The sequence below is a fragment of the Haemophilus parainfluenzae genome (assembly GCF_900450995.1).
In the GTDB taxonomy this organism is placed as follows: domain Bacteria; phylum Pseudomonadota; class Gammaproteobacteria; order Enterobacterales; family Pasteurellaceae; genus Haemophilus_D; species Haemophilus_D parainfluenzae_O.
Genome location: NZ_UGHY01000002.1, coordinates 1,499,881 through 1,522,734, shown reverse-complemented (window position 1 = coordinate 1,522,734; position 22,854 = coordinate 1,499,881). Strand labels below are relative to the sequence as shown.

Below are 22,854 nucleotides of genomic sequence, written 5' to 3'. Positions count from 1 at the left end.
ATGCTCGACTTTTTTAAGCAATTGTCCCTTAAGCGTTCGGCATGGATCTTTTTGGCATTTACTGCATTTGCCTTAGAATCGACCGCACTTTATTTTCAATATGGTATGGGGTTACAACCTTGCGTACTTTGTGTTTATGAACGTTTAGCTGTTGTGGGTTTATTCGTCGCTGGTCTTATCGGCGCCTTAGACCCTAGTTCACTTATTGTCCGCATTCTTGCTCTTATTGTGGGTTTATTTAGTGCAATCAAAGGATTAATGATCTCAATTCGTCACCTTGATTTACAAATGAACCCTGCGCCATGGAAACAATGTGAATTTATACCAAACTTTCCAGAAACGTTACCATTCCATAAATGGCTACCTGCGGTGTTCAATCCAACTGGTAGCTGTAATGAAAGCCAATGGTCACTTTTCGGCATCACGATGGTGCAATGGTTGGTATTTATTTTCGCTGTCTATGTCATTGTGTTGGGATTAATTACACTTTCGCAAGTGAAGAAAAGTCGAAATCGACGCCTCATTTTTAAGTAGTCTAATCGCATACTAAAAAGCCTAGAGAGATCCTCTAGGCTTTTTTATTACTGAAAGTTATTCTGCCAACATTATTCAAGAAAGAAATACCAATAAGGCATTAAGATCAACCAAACAAAGGCACTGAGAATAACAACAAATTTAAAACTGAAGTGTTTTGTTTTATGACGAAAGCGTTTCATCCCGCAATAAACACCAATAAACCCACCAAGAAGGCTTAATAGAAAGAAAGTATTTTCAGAAATTCGCCAGCCATGACGAACCGCGCGGACTTTGTCTTTCCACATAAAAAAATAAGCGGCGATATTTACCGCCGCTAACATCACAAATAAAAGCTGAATCAGCATTATGCGTAAACAGGAAGACGTTTACAAATTGCTAATACTTTTTCTTTAGTTTCAGCAATCACTTGTTCTTCATTTTCTTTGCCTAAAGCATCTAAAACATCACACATCCAGCCAGCTAATTCACGCACATCATTTTCATTGAAACCACGGCGAGTCACAGATGGTGTACCTACACGAATACCTGAAGTAACAAATGGTTTTTGCGGATCGTTTGGTACAGCGTTTTTATTCACTGTAATATTTGCTTTACCTAATGCTGCATCTGCTGCTTTACCCGTCAATCCTTGTTTGATGAAACTTACTAAGAACAAGTGGTTTTCAGTACCATTTGACACAACGTCATAACCACGTTGTTTAAATACTTCAACCATTGCTTTTGCATTTCTCAACACATTTGCTTGGTATTCTTTATATTGAGGCTCTAATGCTTCTTTAAAGCAAACTGCTTTTGCCGCAATAATATGAACTAATGGACCACCTTGATTTGCAGGGAATACAGATGATTGTAATTTTTTGTAGATTTCTTCATCACCACAAGATGAAAGAATTAAACCACCACGCGGACCACCCAATGTTTTATGGGTTGTTGTTGTAACAACATGTGCATGCGGTAGTGGATTTGGATATAAACCCGCTGCAATTAATCCCGCTACATGCGCCATATCCACAAATAAATACGCACCAACTTCATCTGCGATTTCACGCATTTTCGCCCAATCCACAACTTGTGAATAAGCCGAGAAACCAGCAACGATAAGTTTTGGTTTACATTCTAATGCTTTTTGACGAACATCTTCATAATCAATTGAGCCATCCGCAGTGATTCCATAAAGCACTGAGTTATAAATCTTGCCAGAGAAACTTACTTTTGCACCGTGAGTTAAGTGCCCACCGTGGGCCAAATCCATACCTAAAATAGTATCGCCCGCATTAATCAATGCACCATACACCGCAGCATTAGCTTGTGAACCAGAGTGCGGTTGAACATTCACGTAATCTGCACCAAATAATTCTTTCGCACGGTCAATTGCTAACTGTTCCACAATGTCAGTATACTCACAACCGCCGTAATAACGTTTACCTGGATAGCCTTCAGCGTATTTATTAGTGAATTGTGAACCTTGAGCTTCCATTACGCGTGGACTCGCATAGTTTTCAGATGCGATAAGCTCGATATGCTCTTCTTGACGACGATTTTCGTCCTGAATGGCTTGCCATAGAACTGGATCGTAATCAGCGATGTTCATACTTTTTTTAAACATTGTGTTTTCCTCGTTGCTTGAATTATTTGTGTATAGTTTACCTGTTTCCAAGTAAAAACTTAATCAAAAATTTCGATCATATTTTTCATTATTACAATGAAAAACATTCATTTATCTAAATCGAGCCTTTTTCTTTCACTAATTTCTCAATTAGTTTAACTTCTTTTGTTTTCTCGCCTGCACCCAGTTTACGACATTGGCTGGTCTCTTTCGTATAAGTATTAAAATTAGTCATACTGGTTGGGCTTTTCATTTTAATCTTCATATCCAAATGATTACCGCAACTATTACAAGGTGAAACAAGTTCCTTATCATACTCTTTAAATTCTGGAGATTGTTCAATAATTTTCGCGACTTGTGGTGAATGCGCGGTTTTAAATAGGCGATCCGTAAAGTCATAACTTAACTTGTCATCATTCGCCTGCCATTTAGCTTTAGCTTGCAATAAATAACGCATCCAGCCTTCTTTTGTATCAATCTGAGAGATACCACGCATCAGCACAGTTTGATTTGCTCGATAGGTGATGTAATCAAAATGCTCGACTGGTAAAGGGGCTTTTGCCGCAGGCTTAACATGGCAAATCCAATCGCCGACTAAAGCTTGTTCTTGTTCAGTTTGCTGATGAGCTACCGTACACCCTGAGAATAATACAGCAACAAGACCACCCAATATTAATTTTCTCATGAGATATTCCTTTTATTGACAGTAGAGATAACATTCATCAGTACAAAGTAGGAAAAATTTTATTTAATCTGGAATATGTAAAAGACGGCAGTTACATAAATCATCACCCTCAAATTCGGATATTTCACCTGCAACCTTATTCGGAATTGGGAATAAACGCACAGTTAGCGGTTTATTTAAGCGAAATGCCATCGTTCCCGTATCACGCATAATAGCCGCTATACTTTCAGCCTTAGCATTTCCCGCCACAGGAACCGTATCTAAACCGATACCACATACTGCACTATAAGTCAGTAAAGCACGGATATCAAAATAGTGTTTTTGTGTACCTTCGGCTAAACCTAAATCTTCTGTCACCGCCAACATCAATCCAGAAAACCCAACCAATGGCACGTGTTGGATTGATTTAAAAACTTTTGTCAGTAAAGCAGAAACTTCTACTGAACCAGCCGCAGCAAAATATGGCAATCCCATTAATTCATAAACTTTTGTCATGGATGCACAATTTTTAGATGGTGCCGCCGAACTATCAATGCCTGCAAATTCAAATGCACCCGACAATTTGACCGCACTTAACATATCTAGTATTTCATCTACATGATATTGCAGAGCCTGCGACATAGCTTGATAGCAATCTGCATAAAATTGATTATGAGGATACTTTGGTACAGATTTTAATACTTCGACTAATAAATCTGGTGTTTCTAAACCAATGACAAAACTGTTTGGCAAATGACTTAGATGATAACCGGCAGGGAAATAAGGAATAAATGGCTTACAGTTAAAATTGACAGTAAAGTTAAAATTACCTTCACCACGTGGTGTGATGTTTGCAATTTTTTGTACGGCATAAACAGATTGCTCAATGAGTTCATTATCTAACACACCATTTTCATCTAATGGCACGTTGACACAAGCATTACACAAGTCTCCATAAGCCGAGATTAACTCAGGCAATAAAGCAATTTCCTCTGTATTTCTAGCTGCACCAATAGCAAATCGAATACGAATTCCACTTTCATTAAATTTATTCAATAACTCCGTTAAATACTGTAAATCTGCTTTTGCCGTCTGCAAATTGGTTAAATCCAAATATTCACCAAAAGGATTGGTAATGACTCGAATCGATTGCAAGGTATAACCAGCTTTCTGCACAGCAGGCAATAACAAATCAACATCACGTTTCACCGAATAAAGTGCGCTTTCCCATTGCGATTTATCTTTATGTAATGTTAGAAAAAAACTTATTGTGCGAATACGACATAATTCTTTATTTTTATAATCCATGCGATACCTTAACATTTAATGTAGTTATTTTTGCTGCTCACGTTCAACAGCACGATAACCAATATCTCGACGATAAAAACGTCCAGACCATTGAATTTGCTCAGCCAGTTTTAGCGCTTTTTGTTGCGCTTCAAATACACTTTCGCCTAACGCAGTAACACAAAGCACGCGACCACCGTTCGTGACTAACTTGCCTTCCTCTGCAACGCCCGCTAAGAAAACTTTCTCATTTTCGACCGCACTTTGAGGCAAACCGCTGATTTCATCGCCTTTGCGATAATCTCCCGGATAACCTTCTGCTGCTAATACGATACCTAAAGAAGCCTTCGGGTTCCATTGGGATTTCACTTCGTCCAATTTTCCATCACAAGCCTTAAGACAAAGATCCACCAAATCCGATTCCAAACGCAACATAATCGGTTGGGTTTCCGGATCACCGAAACGGCAGTTAAATTCGATCACTTTCGGCTGACCATTTGGAATAATCATTAATCCGGCATACAGAAAACCGGTGTAAACATTGCCTTCTGCCGCCATGCCATTGACTGTTGGATAAATCACTTCACGCATAATGCGATCATGAATTTCTGGTGTCACCACTGGCGCAGGCGAATACGCGCCCATACCGCCAGTATTTAATCCTGTATCATTTTCGCCTACACGTTTATGATCTTGACTAGTCGCCATAGGTTCGACGTTTTTACCATCCACCATGACGATAAAACTTGCTTCTTCGCCATCTAAAAATTCTTCAATGACCACCCGACTGCCGGCTTTACCGAAGGCATTGCCAGAAAGCATATCGCGCACAGCCTCTTCCGCTTCTTGCAATGTCATTGCCACGATGACGCCTTTGCCCGCCGCTAAACCATCTGCTTTTACGACAATTGGTGCACCTTTTTCACGTAAGTACGCCAATGCCGGTTCAACTTCGGTGAAGTTTTGATATTCCGCTGTTGGGATTTTATGACGAGCGAGAAAATCTTTGGTAAACGCTTTTGAACCTTCCAATTGCGCAGCTGCTTGCATTGGTCCGAAAATGTTTAAACCGACTGCACGAAACGCATCCACCACCCCAATCACAAGTGGCGCTTCAGGCCCCACGATCGTTAAACCAATGTGATTATCTTGGGCAAATTTAACCAACGCAGGAATATCCGTTGCAGCAATATTCACGTTCTCGACTTTTTGTTCTAACGCTGTCCCCGCATTGCCCGGTGCAACGAAAATTTTATCCGCTAATGGAGATTGCGCCGCCTTCCAAGCCAGAGCGTGTTCACGACCGCCATTTCCGATGATGAGGATGTTCATAATGCTCCTTGTATCTTTTTGAATTTAATCCCCTCTTTAGCAAAGAGGGGGAAGGAATAAGTCGCTCATTGAGCGAAGTGACGACATAAATTAATGCCTAAAATGACGCATTCCAGTCAATACCATCACCATATTATGTTCATCTGCTGCATCGATGACTTCTTGATCGCGCATTGAGCCACCTGGATGAATCACACATTGAATCCCTACTTTCGCCGCTGCATCAATGCCGTCACGGAATGGGAAGAAAGCATCAGATGCCATTACACAACCGGCTACGGTTAAGCCTTCGTCCTGTGCTTTAATACCCGCAATTTTGGCCGAATATACACGGCTCATTTGACCTGCACCAATGCCGATGGTTTGGTTATCTTTGGCGTAAACAATGGCATTGGATTTCACAAATTTCGCCACTTTCCAGCAGAATAATAAGTCTTTTAATTCTTGTTCCGTTGGTTGACGTTTGCTGACCACTTTCAAATCATCCAAGCCTACCATGCCTAAATCCGCATCTTGCACCAACAAGCCACCGTTCACGCGTTTGAAATCTAAACGTTGGGTACGCGCTTGCCATTCTCCACATTCAAGCAAACGAACATTTTTCTTACGTTTCACCACTTCTTGCGCTTCAGCAGAAACTTTCGGTGCAATAATCACTTCAACGAATTGGCGTTCCACAATTTCATTCGCGGTTTTTTCGTCTAATTCACGGTTGAAAGCAATAATGCCGCCAAATGCAGAAGTTGGATCGGTTTGATAAGCGCGATTATAGGCTTCTAAAATATCTTTTCCTAAAGCCACGCCACATGGATTGGCATGTTTAACGATCACACAAGCCGGCTCATCAAATTCTTTCACGCATTCAAGTGCTGCATCAGTATCAGCAATATTATTGTAAGACAAGGCTTTACCTTGTAGTTGGTGAGCTGTAGCTACACTCGCCTCTTTCACATTTAAATCAACATAAAAGGCTGCATTTTGATGAGAATTTTCACCGTAACGCATGGTTTGTTTACGAACGAAGTTAAGATTTAAAGTCCGTGGGAATTGACCGCACTTCGCATTCGCATCTTCTTCCTCAGCTACATGGTACGGTTTCACCATTTGTCCAAAGTAGTTGGCAATCATGGAGTCATATTGAGCGGTATGTTCAAAGGCTTTAATCGCAAGGTCAAAACGGGTTTCAAGTGTTAAGCTGTTTTGGTGTTTATCCATTTCCGCAAGAATTGCATTGAAATCACCATTATTTACTACAATCGCCACATCTTTATGGTTTTTCGCTGCAGAACGCACCATGGTTGGACCACCAATATCGATATTCTCAACCGCATCAGCTAGGGTGCAATCCGGTTTAGCCACGGTGGCGGCAAACGGATATAAATTCACGACGACCATATCAATGCCTTCAATACCATGTTGCTGCATGATGGCATCATCTGTACCACGACGACCAAGAATCCCGCCATGCACTTTTGGATGCAAGGTTTTCACACGACCGTCCATCATTTCAGGGAACCCCGTATAATCAGACACTTCAGTCACCGGCAAACCATGTTGCTCCAATAATTTTGCGGTACCGCCTGTGGAAAGTAGTTTTACACCACGCTGTACTAAGCCTTGAGCAAATTCTACGATACCGGTTTTATCAGAAACACTCAGTAAAGCCTGACGAATTGGACGATCTGTCATTACATTTTCCTTTCATTAAATGGTTAAAAATAAGCGGGGTGAATTATAACGCAAACGTTTGCGTTTATATAGAGAAAATTTTCCTGGTAAGCGCACTTAAAGTGCGGTGGTTTATTTAAGCGATTTTAAAAACAAAAAAGCCCGCAAAATGCGGGCAATAAATGAATAAGATGATTAATTAACGTTTGCGGTTATCTAAAGAAAATGCACCAGCACCAGCAAACACAAAATAGAAGAACACGAGAGAGTAAAGTAAAGCGAGTTCACCACCGTTCGCGATTGGGAAGAATAAATTTCCTTTACCTGCAGCGTGCATAAAGAAATACGCATAAGCCATCTGACCTGAAAGGATAAATGCCGCTGGGCGAACAAATAAACCTAAAATTAATAGGATTGAACCGACAATCTCGATTACTCCACCGACAATCATCATTGGATCGCCTACTGCGCCGTTACCACCCGTCATTGAAATTGGGAATTCCCAGAATTTCGCTGTGCCGTGTAAGATAAACATATACGCAGCGACGATACGCAATAAAGCTAAAACATACGGAGAGTATTTTTCTAAGTTTTTCATAAAGTTTTCCTAATAAAAAATAAAAAGTGATTTGAGAACGGGGTGTATATTAATGATTAACTCAAAGCTAAACAATACCTCAAATCGAAAAGGACTTTTTACTATTAGGAAATAATCTTACGCTTTACTGATTTTCTCAATCCATTGTAAAAATTCAACAGCTGGCATGAATCCGTTAACACGACTGCCTTCAATTTCTTTTCCATCTTGGTTAAAGAATAAAATAGTCGGCAAACCTAGCACTTTATATTTTGTCATTAAAGCGCGGTTTTCTTCGGAGTTTTTTGTCATATCAATCTGAAGTAGCAACATATCACCAAAGGCTTTTTGTACACTAGGATCGCTAAATGTCTCTTTTTCAAACTCTTTACAAGCCACACACCAATCTGCATAAAGATCGAGCATCACAAGCGATTTGTTATTTTCAGCAAGTGCTTGTTGCAATTCAGCTTCGCTTTTCACTTTCTTAAATTCAACATGGGAAACTGCTTTATTTTCGACCGCACTTGGTGTTGAGGTTTCACCCCAACCCCAAGTTTGAAGCGGTTTAACACTAATCATAGCCGCGACTAAAAAGAGAATTCGGAATACCCAACCGGTGCCATTTTTTGGCATTTGGAACGCAAACCAAATGAAAAATGCGGTACCGAGCATTGCCCATAATCTTGGTGTCCATTCCTCTGGCAAAATACGAGAAATTAAGAATACCGGTAATGCGAGCATCACAAAGCCAAAGAGCTTTTTGACGGTTTCCATCCACATGCCTGATTTAGGCAGGATTTTATTCCCAAATAAAGTGATTAAAATCAGCGGTACGCCCATGCCCAACGCGAGCAAATAAAGCGTGATCGCACCTGTAAACAAATCACCACTCTGCGCCACATAAAGCAAGGCGCCAGAAAGCGGTGCTGATGTGCAAGGTGAAGCCACAAGTCCCGCAATCATGCCCATTAAGAACACACCACCAAAAGCGCCGGCTTTTTGCTGTTGGCTAAGTAAAGAAAGTTTTGTTTGTAAGGAGCTTGGGAGCTGTAAGGTAAATACGCCAAACATCGACAATGCTAACAAGACAAAGATGATGGATAACCCAATCATCACATAAGGATGTTGCAAAGCCACTTGGAAAGGTAAACCAATTGCGGCGACAATCAAGCCTAGCAAGGTATAAGTCAGCGCCATCCCCTGCACATACACAAAACTTAATGCAAAAGCGCGCCACATATTAGGACGCTGATTTTGGCCAATCACAATCGCTGAAAGCAGTGGTAGCATTGGCAACACACAAGGGGTAAAGGCCAAACCTAATCCTAACAAGAAGAAACCAAATACAGCATATTTGCTGTTAAATAAACTTTCCGCTAAACGGTCTTGCTCTGCTTTGGGTTGTGCTGAAAGTGCGGTCGATTTTTCCGATGTTTTTTCGGTATTAGCGACCTGTGCGATAGGTAAATCGGCTACTTTAATTTCTTTCACTTCAGGCGGATAACAAAAGCCCTCAGTACAACCTTGGTAAGCAATTTCAATCACATCTTCTTCTTTTAATGGAGGCTGACTCGCTTTAAAAATAGCTTGCACGGGCTTTTTGAAAATCTTCATTAAGCCAAAATAAGGATCGTTATAATCTTCGGGTAAAATAGAAAATGTCGGCACATCAAAGGATGAGGTTTCCGCTTGGTTAAGTTTCACGGAAATTTTCTCTTGATAGAGATAATACCCTTCTGCAATTGACCAATTGACGATCACATTTTCTTGATTATCGCTTTTCGCAGCTGAAAATTGAAAAGCTTCATCCACAGGTAAGAAAGCCGATTTCTTATCAAAAAGACCAGCTTGAGTGGAAAGTGCGGTAAAAATAAAAAATAAAAAAAGAAGAATTCGCTTCATCATAAAGTCCCAACTATTGTTCCTACTAAAATTCTAGCATAGATAAAAAGAATGTTAATAATTTATGACTTAGATCATAAAATTAAATGTAATTTAAACAATGACCGCACTTTTCTGTTGTTACAGCAATGTTGCAATTATAAAATATGCCCATAACAAAGGATAACAAGGAGCAACGAATGGCTACCCCGAAAATTCTCATCGTGGAAGATGAAGCGGTAACCCGTAATACGTTAAAAGGAATTTTTGAAGCTGAGGGCTATGAGGTATTACAAGCACAAGATGGTGCGGAAATGTATCGTCAGTTAAACTCAGAAACGGTTAATCTCATTGTATTAGATATCAACTTACCTGGTAAAAATGGTTTATTACTAGGTCGTGAATTACGTGAAAAAACAGCTATTCCACTGATTTTCCTTACTGGGCGAGATAACGAAGTCGATAAAATTTTAGGCTTGGAAATTGGGGCAGATGATTATCTCACTAAGCCATTTAACCCAAGAGAACTCACCATTCGTGCACGAAATTTATTGCATCGCACCATGACACTAAATGGCAAAGAAACCCATTTACAACGTGAGAACTATCGTTTTAATGGTTGGATACTGGATTTAAATAGCCATAATTTAATCACACCTGAAGGCGTTGAATTTAAACTACCGCGTAGCGAATTTCGTGCCATGTTGCATTTCTGTGAAAACCCAGGGAAATTGCAAACACGCGAAGAATTATTGCTAAAAATGACAGGGCGAGAATTAAAACCACAAGATCGAACTGTGGATGTAACAATTCGCCGAATTCGCAAACATTTTGAAGATCATCCTAATACCCCAGAAATTATAGCTACCGTACATGGCGAAGGCTATCGTTTCTGTGGTGAGTTAGAAGAATAATCTATCATTTATAGTAAAAGGCTGAGTCAAATCAGCCTTTTGTTTTTTGCTATCTACGGCGAGATTCGGTAAAATCAATGCCAATTTACGATTAATAAACGACGGATAATAATGACCAAGAAGAAAGTCAAAGTCGGCTCCAACACCATTGCGTTAAATAAACGAGCCAGACACGAATATTTTATTGAAGATGAAATTGAAGCAGGCCTTGAATTGCAAGGTTGGGAAGTTAAATCAATGCGCACGGGTAAAGCTAATATCAGCGATAGCTATATCATTTTTAAAAACGGCGAAGCTTATTTATTTGGTGCAACCATTCAACCATTAAGTTTGGCCTCTACTCACGTGGTTTGCGATCCAACGCGTACACGTAAACTTTTATTGAATAAACGTGAACTGGATAATCTTTTCGGTAAATCAAGCCGTGATGGTTTTACTATTGTTGCCCTTTCTCTTTATTGGAAAGGCGCTTGGGCAAAGATCAAAATCGGTCTTGCAAAAGGTAAAAAACAACATGATAAACGTGATGATATTAAAGAGCGTGAATGGAAAGTGGCGAAAGAGCGTATTATGAAAAACGCACATCGTGGATAACAATTCCTACAAATAGACAAAATGCCTTTCAACCGAAAGGCATTTTTCTTTTTCTTAATATGAAAAAAATTCTCATCCCCATGAATAAAAGTACATTGATAATTATTCTCCTTTAAATTAGTATCTTCGCCCAATTATTTCCGTCATATAAGGAGCTCTAATGAAAAAAGGCATTCACCCTGAAAATTATCGTACCGTTTTATTTTACGATTCCAACGCCAAACAAGGCTTTCTCATCCGTTCTTGTGCTAAAACCAACAACACCATGAAATGGGAAGATGGTAATGAATACCCTGTATTTATGTGTGATACCTCATCTGCTTCTCACCCATTTTATACTGGTAAAACTCGTCAAATTGGTAATGAAGGTCGTGCAAGTGAATTTGCAAGCCGTTACGGTAAATTTGGCGCATTTAAATCAAAATAGGAATATTCAATGAAAGTATTATCTTCACTCAAAAGCGCAAAAAACCGTCCTGGTTGCAAAATTGTTCGTCGCCACGGTGTCGTTTATGTTATTTCGAAAACTAATCCTCGCTTTAAAGCGCGTCAAGGTGGAAAAAAGAAAGGTTAAAGGTAATAAAAAAGAGCGGTCAAATTGATCTGACCCCAAAAAGTTAGACTGTTATTTAAAGGATTGTTTTCGATATTGTATCGGACTCAGTCCTTTTAATTTTAGTTGAATCCGTCGATGATTATAGTAATCCAAATAATTTATGACAGCATCAACTATCTCTTCTTTTGTTTTAAATTCTCGACCATAAAAACATTCCGTTTTTAATCGCCCAAAGAAACTTTCCATCGCGGCATTGTCCAAGCAATTCCCTTTTCTTGACATACTTTGAATAATGCCATATTCAGCCAAGATTCGACGATAAGCTACCATTTGATATTGCCATCCCTGGTCTGAATGCAAAATGACACCACAAGCTTTATTTAATCCTTTGACAGCTTGCATTAACATGTCCTCTACTTGCGCCCAGTTTGGGGAATAGCTGAGATTATAGGAGACTATCTCATTGTTAAATAAGTCTAAAATTGGGGATAAATAGACTTTACTCCCATCTTTCGCCTTAAACTCGGTGATATCGGTCACCCATTTTTGTTTCGGGGCTGTTGCGCTAAAATTACGTTCAATATGATTTGGGGCAATCACCCCTATCGTGCCACGATAGGTCGTAAATTTCTTGCTTTTTCTTGACCGCACTTGAAGCCCAAGTGTCTGCATTAAACGTTGAACTTTTTTATGATTCACGCCTGGCAAGCTGGCATGAACTCGTCGGTAGCCATAATCAGGATGATTGGCTTTGATGCGTTTAATGGCCTTTTTCAGCTGCTCATCCTTATCCGGTTTAATCTGGAGTTTCGCAAAAAACGTACTACGCGCTAACTGTGCAAAACCTAAAAGCCATTTTAACGGATAGCGTGTTCTTAACCTTTGGATAATTTCCGTTGCTCGGCTTCGTCCTGAAGTCTGAGCCTTCTCAACTCCTTTAGGTAGGCCACCTCCGCTTCAAGCTGTAAAATTCTCAGGCGTAAACGGTCTTCTTCAGTTTTGGGGGCGGTGGCATTCTGGCGTATTTAGGTTTCATTGGCGGTCTTCCTGATGGTTTACGGGGAATCAGTCCTTTTATGCCACTTTTTTCAAACCGTTTCAACCATGTCCCGACTAGGGCGTTGGAAGGAATATTGTAAAAACGCGCGGCTTCTCTAATACTCATTTTCCCATTCAAAATAGGTTGAAGAACCTGTAATTTAAATTCGATTGCGTAGTGTTTACCCATAAAAAAATCTGCACCTCAATTGTTGGTTTGTTGAGTCCAACTTTTGGGGTGCAGATCAAATTTCCGCTCTTTTTTCATTTAGGCATTAAGGTTTATAAATAAACTCAACGCCTTCTTCATCTTCTTCGTCCCAATCATCCCAGTCGTCATCTTCATCATCAAATTGATGTTCAGCAAGCTGTTCTTGATGATAATCTTCCCATTTGAATTTCACTTCTTCTGGTTTATTTTCTTCTACTTCCGCATCACGTGGATTCGCTTCAATGAAATCCATAATATCACGACAAAGTGGTGGCACATTTTTACCGGTTGCGGCAGAAATAAGGTGATAGCCTTCTTCCCAACCAAGACGTTCAGTAATCACTTGTGCTCGTTCATGCGCCTCTTCTTCAGTCATCATATCAATTTTATTGAAGACTAACCAACGTGGTTTATCTGCCAATTTTTCACTATATTGGAATAATTCTGACTCGATGATCGCAATATTATCAGCAGGATCGGATTCATCAATTGGGTTAATATCTACTAAATGAATTAACACACGACAACGTTCTAAGTGTTTTAAGAAACGAATCCCTAAACCCGCACCATCCGATGCACCTTCAATCAATCCAGGAATATCTGCCACTACAAAGCTGTGGCTCTCATCCACTTTCACTACGCCTAAACTTGGCACTAAAGTGGTAAATGGATAATCAGCGACTTTTGGTTTTGCGGCTGAAACGGCACGAATAAAGGTCGATTTACCTGCATTTGGTAAACCTAACATCCCGACATCCGCAAGAAGCATTAATTCTAATAATAAATCGCGTTTTTCCCCTGGTGTACCCATGGTTTTTTGGCGAGGTGCACGGTTCACTGAAGATTTGAAACGTGTATTACCTAAACCATGATAACCACCTTTCGCTACTAACATTTTGGCGCCATGCTTTGTTAAATCACCAAGCACTTCTTTGGTATCATTATCAATTGCACGCGTTCCCACCGGCACACGTAATGTAATATCTTTACCACGGCGACCTGTACAATCTGAACTATGGCCATTCTCACCGCGTTCTGCAGCAAAACGTTTCGTAAAGCGATAATCGATTAAGGTATTTAAGTTTTCGTCTGCAACCAAATAAACATCACCGCCATCACCGCCATCGCCACCATCTGGGCCACCTTTCGGGATAAATTTTTCACGGCGGAAACTCACACAACCGTTTCCACCATCCCCTGCTTCCACACGAATCAGGGCTTCATCAATAAATTTCATAAAAACTCTCCAATATTTAACCGCACTTTACTTTGATTGCGGTAATAACTTATGTCCGATTGCCGACAAAATTGCTCCGCATACTACAACAAACGCCCCGATATAGCTAATCATATTTAATTCTGGCGCAGCAAAATTCTCAGGACTCGCATAATGCGCAAGATGAGCAAAGAAAATAGTAAATAGCGGTACTAAGGTAATCACAACGCTGACTTTAGAAACCTCCCAGCGATTAAGGGCTTCGGCATAGGCGCCATAACCAAATAAGGTATTTAAGCAACAATAAGCTAAACAACCAAATGCTAACGGACTGAGCTCTCTTACTTGGGAAAATTCAGCAACAGGTGTAAAGACTAAAAGACAGCCGAAATACATCATTAATAAAACTTGTTGTGAGCTGAAACGACGGAGCATGAGCTTTTGTGCCATACCATAAGCCACCCAAACTAATGAAGCGGTTAGGCTTAGTAAGACGCCCGTTAAATAACCACTCTCTCCTTTAAACATCTCAAGCTTATCATTGAAGAAAAGCACCAACCCAACCAATAACAAACCCAAACCAATTTTTTGATGTAATCCGAGCTTTTCTTTAAAGACAAAAATACCGCAAATCAACATGCCAAAAGAAGAAAAATGAATAAAAATTTGAGCTGAAGGAGGATCGATAAAATTAAGTGAGCTATTAAATAAGAAGAAATTACCCGATAATCCTGCAACACCAATGAGCACAAGCCAAATGAATCGACCACCTTTGAAAAATTGTGGCAATTTTTTCTTATAGGAAAGCAAAATAAAGAGTGCTAGAAATGCGACAATAAAGCGATACAACACGATCGTTTGTGGTGTCATCACGGATAAAACCTGTTTTAACGCAATAGGTAAAGATCCCCATGCCATCGCTGTAATTAAAGCAAATAGAAATCCTAAAAGAGATTGTTGTTTCATGATGTCTTCCTTTATTTGGCTAAAGCACAGTTAGGAATTCAGGTAAATTTCATTCTAAGAAATATTGAAGAGAATGAATGACAGTGCCAAGATAACAGATTTGATTAATGATTGTAAATCACAGGTAAGAAAACAAAGAAAACGCCCCACAGATAATGCGGGGCGTTTATCAAATCAGACGTAAAATTATTCAGTTACAATACTTACGTATTTACGGCTTTTCTCGCCTTTCACTTCAAATTTTACTTTACCGTCAGCGGTAGCAAATAAGGTGTGGTCACGACCCATACCTACGTTGTTACCTGCGTGGAATTTAGTACCACGTTGACGTACAATGATGCTACCTGCTAATACAGATTCGCCACCGAAACGTTTAACACCAAGGCGTTTAGCTTCAGAATCACGACCGTTACGAGTTGAACCACCAGCTTTTTTAGTTGCCATCTACTTGATCTCCTCTGAAATTATGCTTGAATCCCAGTGATTTTCACTTCTGTGAACCACTGACGATGACCTTGTTGTTTACGGCTGTGTTTACGACGACGGAACTTAACGATTTTAACTTTATCGCCACGACCTTGTGCCACAACTTCAGCCACTACTTTCGCGCCAGCTACTACTGGTGCACCAATTTTAACATCTTCACCATTAACGACCATCAACACTGAGTCGAACTCAACTGTTGCGCCAGTTGCAAGTTCAAGTTTTTCTAAACGAACTACTTGACCTTCGCTCACACGGTGTTGTTTACCGCCACTTTGGAAAACTGCGTACATAAATACTCCGCTATAATTGTGCTTCTCCGTTACTATTTTCGGTCCGCACTTCAAAATTCATATAAATAGGTCGCAAATTCTACGGAAAAAACAACTCGATCGCAAGCACTTATTTGCAATAAAATAAAAAAAAAGCGCTTTTCCTCGAGTTTAATTTCAGAAACCCTGAAAAATCAGGTAAAATTCACCGCACTTTCTTTTATATAGACAACCATCGAACCAAATGAAGATGAACAAACAAGATTTAATGGATATGCATGCCATTCAAACATTAACAGATGCGGACATGCAGAAAGTCAACCAAGCCATTTTAGCACAAATTAACTCCGATGTGCCGATGGTTAATCAGCTTGGTTTTTATATTGTACAAGGTGGCGGAAAACGTATCCGACCACTTATTGCTGTTTTAGCAGCTCGTGCATTAGGCTACGAAAGCGATAAAGTGGCCACTTGTGCTACCTTTGTAGAATTTATTCACACCGCTTCTTTATTACATGATGATGTGGTAGATGAATCTGATATGCGTCGTGGTCGAGCAACGGCAAACTCTGCCTTTGGTAATGCGGCTAGCGTATTAGTAGGCGACTTCATTTATACTCGTGCATTCCAGTTAGTGGCACAGTTACAATCGCTAGATATTCTTCGCATTATGGCAGATGCCACCAACGTGTTGGCGGAAGGTGAAGTTCAACAATTAATGAATGTGAACGATCCCGATACCACAGAAGAAAGCTATATGCGTGTGATTTATAGTAAAACGGCACGTTTATTTGAAGTGGCGGCACAATCTGTTGCGATTGTTGCAGGTGCTGAAAAATCAATTGAAACGGCATTTCAAGAATATGGTCGATATCTCGGTACCACATTCCAATTAGTGGATGATGTGTTAGATTACAGCGCAAACGCTGCGGCATTAGGAAAAAATGTGGGTGACGACCTCGCCGAAGGTAAACCGACTCTTCCTTTATTACACGCAATGCGTCACGGTAATCCACAACAAGCCGCACTTATTCGCGAAGCCATTGAACAAGGCGGAAAACGTGATGCGATCGATGACGTGCTTGCGATTATGGCTGAACATAAATCCCTTGATTATGCGATGGAGCGTGCTAAACACGAAGCACAAAAAGCCGTTGATGCCATTGCCTTATTACCTGAAAGCGAATACAAAAAAGCCTTAATTTCACTGGCTTATTTATCGGTAGACCGAACTTATTAATATGACTGAAGAACAAATTCAACCGCAAAGTGCGGTCGATTCTCAACCTAAATTTCAAAAACCGCGTAAACAAAAAGTGCGCAAGGATCCCAATGCGCCTTTTATTCGTGAAAAACTTGAATTACCTGAAGGGCATAATAAGTTGCTTCTCCACTCTTGCTGTGCGCCTTGCTCAGGTGAAGTGATGGAAGCCATTTTGGCCTCTGGTATTGAGTTTACGATTTATTTTTACAATCCGAATATTCATCCATTAAAAGAATATTTAATTCGTAAAGAAGAAAACATCCGTTTTGCCCAAAAATTTGGGATTCCGTTTATTGATGCAGACTACGATCGCCAACAATGGTTTGATCGCGCAAAAGGCATGGAATGGGAACCTGAACGTGGCATCCGTTGCACCATGTGTTTTGATATGCGTTTTGAAAAAGCCGCTGAATATGCTCATGAGCATGGTTTCCCTGTGTTTACTAGTTGCCTTGGTATTTCTCGCTGGAAAGACATGGATCAAATCAACGGTTGCGGTCACCGTGCGGCTGAAAAATATGATGATGTGATTTATTGGGATTACAACTGGCGTAAAGCTGGCGGATCGCAACGCATGATCGAAATCAGTAAGCGTGAACGTTTTTATCAGCAAGAATATTGTGGCTGCGTTTATTCTTTACGAGACAGCAATAAATGGCGTGAAGAAACAGGGCGACAAAAAATTGAAATTGGTAAACTCTATTACACGCCCGATTAAAAATACATAAAAAAGAACCGCACTTTCAACATGCGGTTCTTTTTTATTTAATCGACGATAAGGCGCCCACCTAATGCATTCTCTAAAGAATGATCTAACTGCTGAATTCTCGTACATAGCACGTTTTCAATCCGGGCATTTTTATTCTTTTCTTGAGTTAATTCAAAACTTAAATTCAAGGCAACAATAGAAAGCACACGGTCTAATTGCAATAAACCTGTACGCTCTTTCATTTCAGATACTTGAAGATCTAAATTACGCGCCGCTTGACGCAAAATCTCTTCTTGTTCGGCAGGGACATTCAAGCGCAGCACTTGCCCTAATACAACAACTTCAACCAGTTTTAATGACATGTTATTCCCTTATGTTGAATGCTCAAGTGATCCTATTATGCCACAGCCAAATGCCTTCGTCATAATTTTTACGTTTAATTGACCGCCTTTATCCGTTCGCCCCATTTCGCAATTTACGCTATAATGCGACACTTTTCATTATTTTTGAACGGAATATTTATGCCAACTATTGCTCCTAATCCATTAGTCCTAGTGGACGGTTCATCTTATTTATATCGTGCTTTTCATGCCTTTCCGCCACTCACCAATTCTGCTGGTGAACCGACTGGCGCCATGTACGGTGTATTAAACATGCTCAAAAGCCTGATTTCGCAAGTGCAACCCAGCCATATTGCGGTAGTCTTTGATGCGAAAGGCAAAACTTTCCGTGATGAAATGTTTGAACAATATAAATCCCATCGTCCACCGATGCCAGACGATCTGCGTAAACAAATTCAGCCGTTACACGATATTATCCGCGCCCTTGGCATTCCTCTTTTAGTCATTGAAGGCGTGGAGGCTGACGATGTCATCGGTACCTTAGCGGTAGCCGCCTCCAAAGCCAATCAAAAAGTCTTGATCAGCACCGGCGATAAAGACATGGCTCAGCTAGTGGATGACAACATTATGTTGATCAACACCATGAATAATACCTTATTGGATCGCGATGCCGTGATTGAAAAATACGGTATTCCACCTGAACTCATCATCGATTACTTAGCGCTAATGGGTGATAATGCCGACAATATTCCAGGCGTGGCAGGTGTCGGTGAAAAAACCGCACTTGGCCTCTTGCAAGGTATCGGCAGCATGGCAGAAATTTATGCCAACTTAGACAAAGTGGCTGAATTGCCAATTCGTGGGGCAAAAAAATTAGGTGATAAGTTATTGGCTGAAAAAGAAATGGCCGATTTATCCTATCGTCTTGCCACCATCAAAACCGATGTCGCCCTCGATATTACGCCAGAGCAACTCACTCTTGGCGCAAGCAATAACGATCAACTCACTGAATATTTCAGCCGTTATGAATTTAAACGTTGGCTCAATGAAGTGATGAATGGTGCGGATTCTATCACCAATAGTAGTGAACAACCGGCTAAAGTGAATCACTATCAAGCCACGCCTGCGCTCGCTCAAGACAATAGCGATGAAGTATTGCCGGCAATTCAAATTGATCGTAGCCGTTATGAAACCTTGCTCACCGAAGCGGATTTAAATCGTTGGGTGGAAAAACTCAAGCAAGCCAAACTTTTTGCTTTAGATACAGAAACCGATAATTTAGATTATATGGCCGCTAACTTAGTGGGGATTTCCTTTGCGTTAGAAAACGGTGAAGCAGCTTATTTACCGCTACAATTAGATTATTTAGGCGCACCAAAAACTCTCGAAAAAATAACCGCACTTACGTTGTTAAAACCGGTTTTAGAAAATCCTGCTATTCAAAAAGTCGGGCAAAACTTCAAGTACGATCTCACCATCTTTGCCCGTAATGGCATTGATGTGCAAGGTGTGGCTTTCGATACTATGCTCGAATCCTACGTGCTCAACAGCACAGGCCGTCATAATATGGACGATCTAGCGAAACGTTATTTAGGGCATCAAACCATCAGTTTTGAAGAGATTGCAGGCAAAGGTAAAAATCAGCTGACATTTAACCAAATTCCGTTGGGAAAAGGCGCCGAGTACGCGGCGGAAGATGCTGATGTAACAATGAAACTGCAACAAATGCTATGGGAAAAACTTTCTAAAGAACCAAGTCTTGAAAAACTCTTTAAAGAAATGGAATTGCCGTTGTTAGGCGTACTTTCCCGTATGGAACGTCGTGGTGTCTTAATTGATAGCGACGCACTATTCCTACAATCTAATGAAATCGCTAACCGTTTAAGTGAATTAGAAGAACAAGCCTATGTCTTAGCGGGGCAGCCATTTAATTTGGCCTCAACCAAACAATTACAAGAAATTTTGTTTGATAAATTAGGTTTGCCGGTTATTCAAAAAACACCAAAAGGCGCGCCATCCACCAACGAGGAAGTGTTGGAAGAACTCGCATTTAGTCATGAATTGCCGAAAGTATTGGTAGAACATCGTGGGCTAAGCAAACTAAAATCCACCTACACTGACAAATTGCCGCAAATGGTGAATCCGCAAACGGGTCGAGTGCATACATCCTACCATCAAGCGGTGACAGCCACCGGTCGTCTTTCATCAAGCGATCCGAATCTGCAAAACATTCCGATTCGTAATGAAGAAGGCCGCCGTATTCGCCAGGCATTTATTGCGCGAGAAGGCTTTACTGTTGTTGCAGCCGACTATTCGCAAATCGAGCTGCGCATTATGGCGCACCTATCACAGGATCAGGGCTTAATTAACGCCTTTACCCAAGGCAAAGATATTCACCGCTCTACCGCAGCAGAAATCTTTGGTGTCGCACTCGATGAAGTAACGTCCGAGCAACGCCGTAATGCTAAAGCGATTAACTTCGGTTTAATTTATGGTATGTCAGCCTTTGGCTTATCGCGCCAACTCGGTATTGGCCGTACCGATGCTCAGAGCTATATGGATTTGTATTTCAAACGCTATCCAGGCGTACAAACTTTTATGCACGATATTCGTGAAAAAGCCAAAGCCCAAGGCTATGTGGAAACCCTATTCGGCCGTCGTTTATATCTGCCGGATATTAACTCCTCTAACGGTATGCGCCGTAAAGCCGCCGAACGTGTAGCAATCAATGCGCCAATGCAAGGTACCGCCGCAGACATTATTAAACGTGCCATGATTCAATTGGATCAAAAACTACAAAATGATCCCGATATCGCAATGATCATGCAGGTACACGATGAATTGGTGTTTGAAGTGCGGTCAGAAAAAGTTGAGTTTTATAGCGAGTTCATCAAAACACACATGGAAAGCGCAGCTAATTTAGTCGTACCACTGATTGTAGAAATAGGTCAAGGTACGAACTGGGATGAGGCGCACTAAGGAATATAGTCATGAATAAAGTTATTCAAAGTCAGCACTTTAAGGCAGAACGTGCTTGGGGAGCACTTGATATTACCAATATGAATGGTATTTCCGTGCGTCTTCACTGGACAGATAAACCTTACAAATGGCATATCAATGACGGTAAAGAAGTCTTTGCTGTCATGGATGGTACGGTGGAAATGCGCTACAAAGAAGACGGCCAAGAGAAAACTGTATTGCTCCATACAGGTGATATTTTTTATGCGGGTATCGGTACCGAACATGTTGCTCATCCACAAGGTGAAGCACGCATATTAGTTATAGAGAAAGAAGACAGCATTTAACATATTAAAAAGAATTTTATGAATCAAGAAAGACTCAACGAAATCGAAAAACCATTAATTCAAATTGTAGAACGCGATGTGGTTCCGGCACTTGGCTGTACTGAACCTATCTCTTTGGCGCTTGCAGCAGCAACAGCGGCTAAATATTTAGGCAAAACACCTGAACGTATTGAAGCTAAAGTATCACCAAACTTAATGAAAAATGGTTTAGGTGTTACAGTACCTGGAACCGGCATGGTGGGATTGCCTATTGCTGCAGCAATTGGTACTTTAGGCGGTGACCCTGAGGGTGAGTTGGAAGTATTAAAACACATCACACCAGAGCAAGTTTCCCAAGCCAAAGCGATGCTTGATAAAAAGCTCGTTAATGTGGATATTCATCAAACCGATCATATCTTATATTCAGAAGCCGTGTTGTTTGCCGATAATGACCGAGTGAAAGTAGCGATTCAAGATCAACACACAAACATCATTTTAATTGAAAAAAATGGCGAAGTTATTTTTGAGAAAGAACACGATGAATGTGCTGATTGCGATCCTTATGATATTTTCAAACAGGTGAGCGCACGTGAAATCTTTGAATTTTCTTGTGAAGTTGAGCTCGATAAAATCCGATTTATCGGACAAGCTGCTACGCTCAACCGCGCACTGTCTAACGAAGGATTACGTGAAAATTACGGCTTACACATTGGCAGAACGTTACGCAAACAAGTTGGTAGTGGTTTAATGTCAGATGATTTACTCAGTAAAATCATGATCGAAACCACTGCAGCCTCCGATGCCCGTATGGGTGGAGCTACATTGCCAGCAATGAGCAATTCTGGTTCAGGCAATCAAGGTATTGCCGCGACTATGCCCGTGGTTGTGGTCGCCGATTATTTAAACGTGAGTGAGGAAAAACGTCTCCGAGCTCTCTTCTTATCACACTTAATGGCCATTTATATCCACAGTAAATTACCCAAACTCTCTGCCCTTTGCGCAGTAACAACCGCATCAATGGGAAGCTGTGCGGGTATCGCCTATTTGCTTACAGGCAAATTTGAAACCGCGAGCATGGGGATTTGCAGCATGATTGGTGACATCAGCGGAATCATCTGCGATGGCGCATCCAATAGCTGTGCAATGAAAGTATCCACCAGCGTGGCTTCTGGTTATAAATCAGTACTTATGGCAATGGATGAAACCCATGTTACGGGCAATGAAGGTATCGTTGAACATGATCTCGATCGCACTATCGACAATCTATGCTCAATTGCCTCTAAGAGTATGCATCATATTGATCGCCAAGTGATTGAAATTATGGTGAGCAAGCCTTGCCCTTAAGCCCATTTAAAACAATAAAGTGCGATTTATATCGCACTTTATTTTATTTTTGTGATCAATTTCAATTAATTTTTTAATTAATTATGTTTTAATGTACCGCACTAACA

The 22,854-nt window shown here is 40.6% G+C and carries 24 protein-coding genes and 1 pseudogene; 10 read left to right on the top strand and 15 right to left on the bottom strand.

Annotation, left to right across the window (positions count from 1 at the left end):
• Positions 1-534 carry a disulfide bond formation protein DsbB gene (gene dsbB, locus DX522_RS07710; protein ID WP_115180377.1) on the top strand — a complete coding sequence of 178 codons (534 nt, stop codon included), beginning with the start codon at positions 1-3 and terminating at the stop codon, positions 532-534.
• Positions 535-605: 71 nt separating this feature from the next.
• Here dsbB and DX522_RS07705 read toward each other — a convergent pair whose 3' ends face one another.
• The 8 genes from DX522_RS07705 to DX522_RS07670 all read right to left on the bottom strand — a co-directional run bounded on the left by DX522_RS07705 (position 606) and on the right by DX522_RS07670 (position 9,576).
• A complete protein-coding gene (locus DX522_RS07705; protein WP_115180376.1) occupies positions 606-881 on the bottom strand; it encodes a DUF1294 domain-containing protein in 276 nt (91 codons plus the stop codon).
• A complete protein-coding gene (glyA, locus tag DX522_RS07700; RefSeq protein WP_115180375.1) occupies positions 881-2,143 on the bottom strand; it encodes a serine hydroxymethyltransferase in 1,263 nt (420 codons plus the stop codon). The genes DX522_RS07705 and glyA overlap by 1 nt, the downstream gene beginning before the upstream one ends.
• Before the next feature lie 115 nt (positions 2,144-2,258).
• Complete coding sequence (locus DX522_RS07695) at positions 2,259-2,828, bottom strand: hypothetical protein (RefSeq protein ID WP_115180374.1); 570 nt, start codon at positions 2,826-2,828, stop codon at positions 2,259-2,261.
• Between the two features lie 63 nt (positions 2,829-2,891).
• Complete coding sequence (locus tag DX522_RS07690; RefSeq protein ID WP_115180373.1) at positions 2,892-4,115, bottom strand: DUF711 family protein; 1,224 nt, start codon at positions 4,113-4,115, stop codon at positions 2,892-2,894.
• 24 nt (positions 4,116-4,139) lie between these two features.
• Complete coding sequence (purD, locus tag DX522_RS07685) at positions 4,140-5,426, bottom strand: phosphoribosylamine--glycine ligase (protein ID WP_115180372.1); 1,287 nt, start codon at positions 5,424-5,426, stop codon at positions 4,140-4,142.
• 90 nt (positions 5,427-5,516) lie between these two features.
• Positions 5,517-7,115: a bifunctional phosphoribosylaminoimidazolecarboxamide formyltransferase/IMP cyclohydrolase gene (purH, locus tag DX522_RS07680; RefSeq protein ID WP_115180371.1), complete on the bottom strand. Its 1,599-nt coding sequence runs from the start codon at positions 7,113-7,115 to the stop codon at positions 5,517-5,519.
• Between the two features lie 178 nt (positions 7,116-7,293).
• The gene (locus DX522_RS07675) at positions 7,294-7,692 is read right to left on the bottom strand and encodes a DoxX family protein (protein WP_049364883.1); all 399 of its coding nucleotides are present in this window, start codon (positions 7,690-7,692) and stop codon (positions 7,294-7,296) included.
• A gap of 117 nt (positions 7,693-7,809) precedes the next feature.
• Positions 7,810-9,576 (bottom strand): protein-disulfide reductase DsbD, encoded by a 1,767-nt coding sequence (locus DX522_RS07670; RefSeq protein ID WP_262054293.1) that lies wholly within the window; start codon positions 9,574-9,576, stop codon positions 7,810-7,812.
• A 179-nt stretch (positions 9,577-9,755) separates the two neighbouring features.
• Between DX522_RS07670 and arcA the strand changes: the two genes are divergently transcribed.
• The 4 genes from arcA (at position 9,756) to ykgO (ending at position 11,637) form a co-directional block, all read left to right on the top strand.
• Positions 9,756-10,469: a two-component system response regulator ArcA gene (arcA, locus tag DX522_RS07665; RefSeq protein WP_049381824.1), complete on the top strand. Its 714-nt coding sequence runs from the start codon at positions 9,756-9,758 to the stop codon at positions 10,467-10,469.
• A gap of 111 nt (positions 10,470-10,580) precedes the next feature.
• Positions 10,581-11,063: an SsrA-binding protein SmpB gene (gene smpB / locus DX522_RS07660; protein WP_115180369.1), complete on the top strand. Its 483-nt coding sequence runs from the start codon at positions 10,581-10,583 to the stop codon at positions 11,061-11,063.
• Positions 11,064-11,223: 160 nt separating this feature from the next.
• A complete protein-coding gene (locus DX522_RS07655) occupies positions 11,224-11,490 on the top strand; it encodes a type B 50S ribosomal protein L31 (RefSeq protein WP_014064115.1) in 267 nt (88 codons plus the stop codon).
• Between the two features lie 9 nt (positions 11,491-11,499).
• On the top strand, positions 11,500-11,637 hold the full coding sequence (ykgO, locus tag DX522_RS07650) for a type B 50S ribosomal protein L36 (protein WP_005695435.1): 138 nt from the start codon (positions 11,500-11,502) through the stop codon (positions 11,635-11,637).
• 51 nt (positions 11,638-11,688) lie between these two features.
• Here ykgO and DX522_RS07645 read toward each other — a convergent pair.
• The 6 genes and pseudogenes from DX522_RS07645 to rplU all read right to left on the bottom strand — a co-directional run.
• Positions 11,689-12,516: pseudogene (locus DX522_RS07645) on the bottom strand (IS3 family transposase); the annotation flags it as partial.
• A gap of 76 nt (positions 12,517-12,592) precedes the next feature.
• Positions 12,593-12,847, bottom strand: coding sequence for a helix-turn-helix domain-containing protein (locus DX522_RS07640; protein WP_115180367.1), 255 nt, complete (start codon positions 12,845-12,847; stop codon positions 12,593-12,595).
• An 85-nt stretch (positions 12,848-12,932) separates the two neighbouring features.
• Positions 12,933-14,105, bottom strand: a complete 1,173-nt coding sequence (cgtA, locus tag DX522_RS07635) for an Obg family GTPase CgtA (protein ID WP_049381822.1) — start codon at positions 14,103-14,105, stop codon at positions 12,933-12,935.
• A gap of 27 nt (positions 14,106-14,132) precedes the next feature.
• Positions 14,133-15,050 (bottom strand): DMT family transporter, encoded by a 918-nt coding sequence (locus tag DX522_RS07630; RefSeq protein WP_115180366.1) that lies wholly within the window; start codon positions 15,048-15,050, stop codon positions 14,133-14,135.
• A gap of 186 nt (positions 15,051-15,236) precedes the next feature.
• Positions 15,237-15,494, bottom strand: coding sequence for a 50S ribosomal protein L27 (rpmA, locus tag DX522_RS07625; protein WP_005539872.1), 258 nt, complete (start codon positions 15,492-15,494; stop codon positions 15,237-15,239).
• Positions 15,495-15,514: 20 nt separating this feature from the next.
• Positions 15,515-15,826: a 50S ribosomal protein L21 gene (gene rplU, locus DX522_RS07620; RefSeq protein WP_005695431.1), complete on the bottom strand. Its 312-nt coding sequence runs from the start codon at positions 15,824-15,826 to the stop codon at positions 15,515-15,517.
• Positions 15,827-16,055: 229 nt separating this feature from the next.
• On the opposite strand from rplU, the gene ispB reads away from it, so the two are divergent.
• Positions 16,056-17,045: an octaprenyl diphosphate synthase gene (gene ispB, locus DX522_RS07615; protein ID WP_115180365.1), complete on the top strand. Its 990-nt coding sequence runs from the start codon at positions 16,056-16,058 to the stop codon at positions 17,043-17,045.
• A 1-nt stretch (position 17,046) separates the two neighbouring features.
• Positions 17,047-17,787, top strand: coding sequence for an epoxyqueuosine reductase QueH (locus tag DX522_RS07610; RefSeq protein WP_049379906.1), 741 nt, complete (start codon positions 17,047-17,049; stop codon positions 17,785-17,787).
• Between the two features lie 47 nt (positions 17,788-17,834).
• On the opposite strand, the gene DX522_RS07605 is transcribed toward DX522_RS07610, so the two are convergent.
• Positions 17,835-18,140: a cell division protein ZapA gene (locus DX522_RS07605; RefSeq protein ID WP_115180364.1), complete on the bottom strand. Its 306-nt coding sequence runs from the start codon at positions 18,138-18,140 to the stop codon at positions 17,835-17,837.
• 159 nt (positions 18,141-18,299) lie between these two features.
• On the opposite strand from DX522_RS07605, the gene polA reads away from it, so the two are divergent.
• Genes polA through DX522_RS07590 form a run of 3 tightly spaced genes read left to right on the top strand, consistent with a single transcriptional unit; the run spans position 18,300 to position 22,747 of the window.
• Positions 18,300-21,098, top strand: coding sequence for a DNA polymerase I (gene polA, locus DX522_RS07600; RefSeq protein ID WP_115180363.1), 2,799 nt, complete (start codon positions 18,300-18,302; stop codon positions 21,096-21,098).
• 11 nt (positions 21,099-21,109) lie between these two features.
• The gene (locus DX522_RS07595) at positions 21,110-21,424 is read left to right on the top strand and encodes a cupin (protein WP_115180362.1); all 315 of its coding nucleotides are present in this window, start codon (positions 21,110-21,112) and stop codon (positions 21,422-21,424) included.
• 18 nt (positions 21,425-21,442) lie between these two features.
• Positions 21,443-22,747, top strand: coding sequence for a serine dehydratase subunit alpha family protein (locus DX522_RS07590; protein WP_115180361.1), 1,305 nt, complete (start codon positions 21,443-21,445; stop codon positions 22,745-22,747).
• Positions 22,748-22,854: the final 107 nt, after the last annotated feature.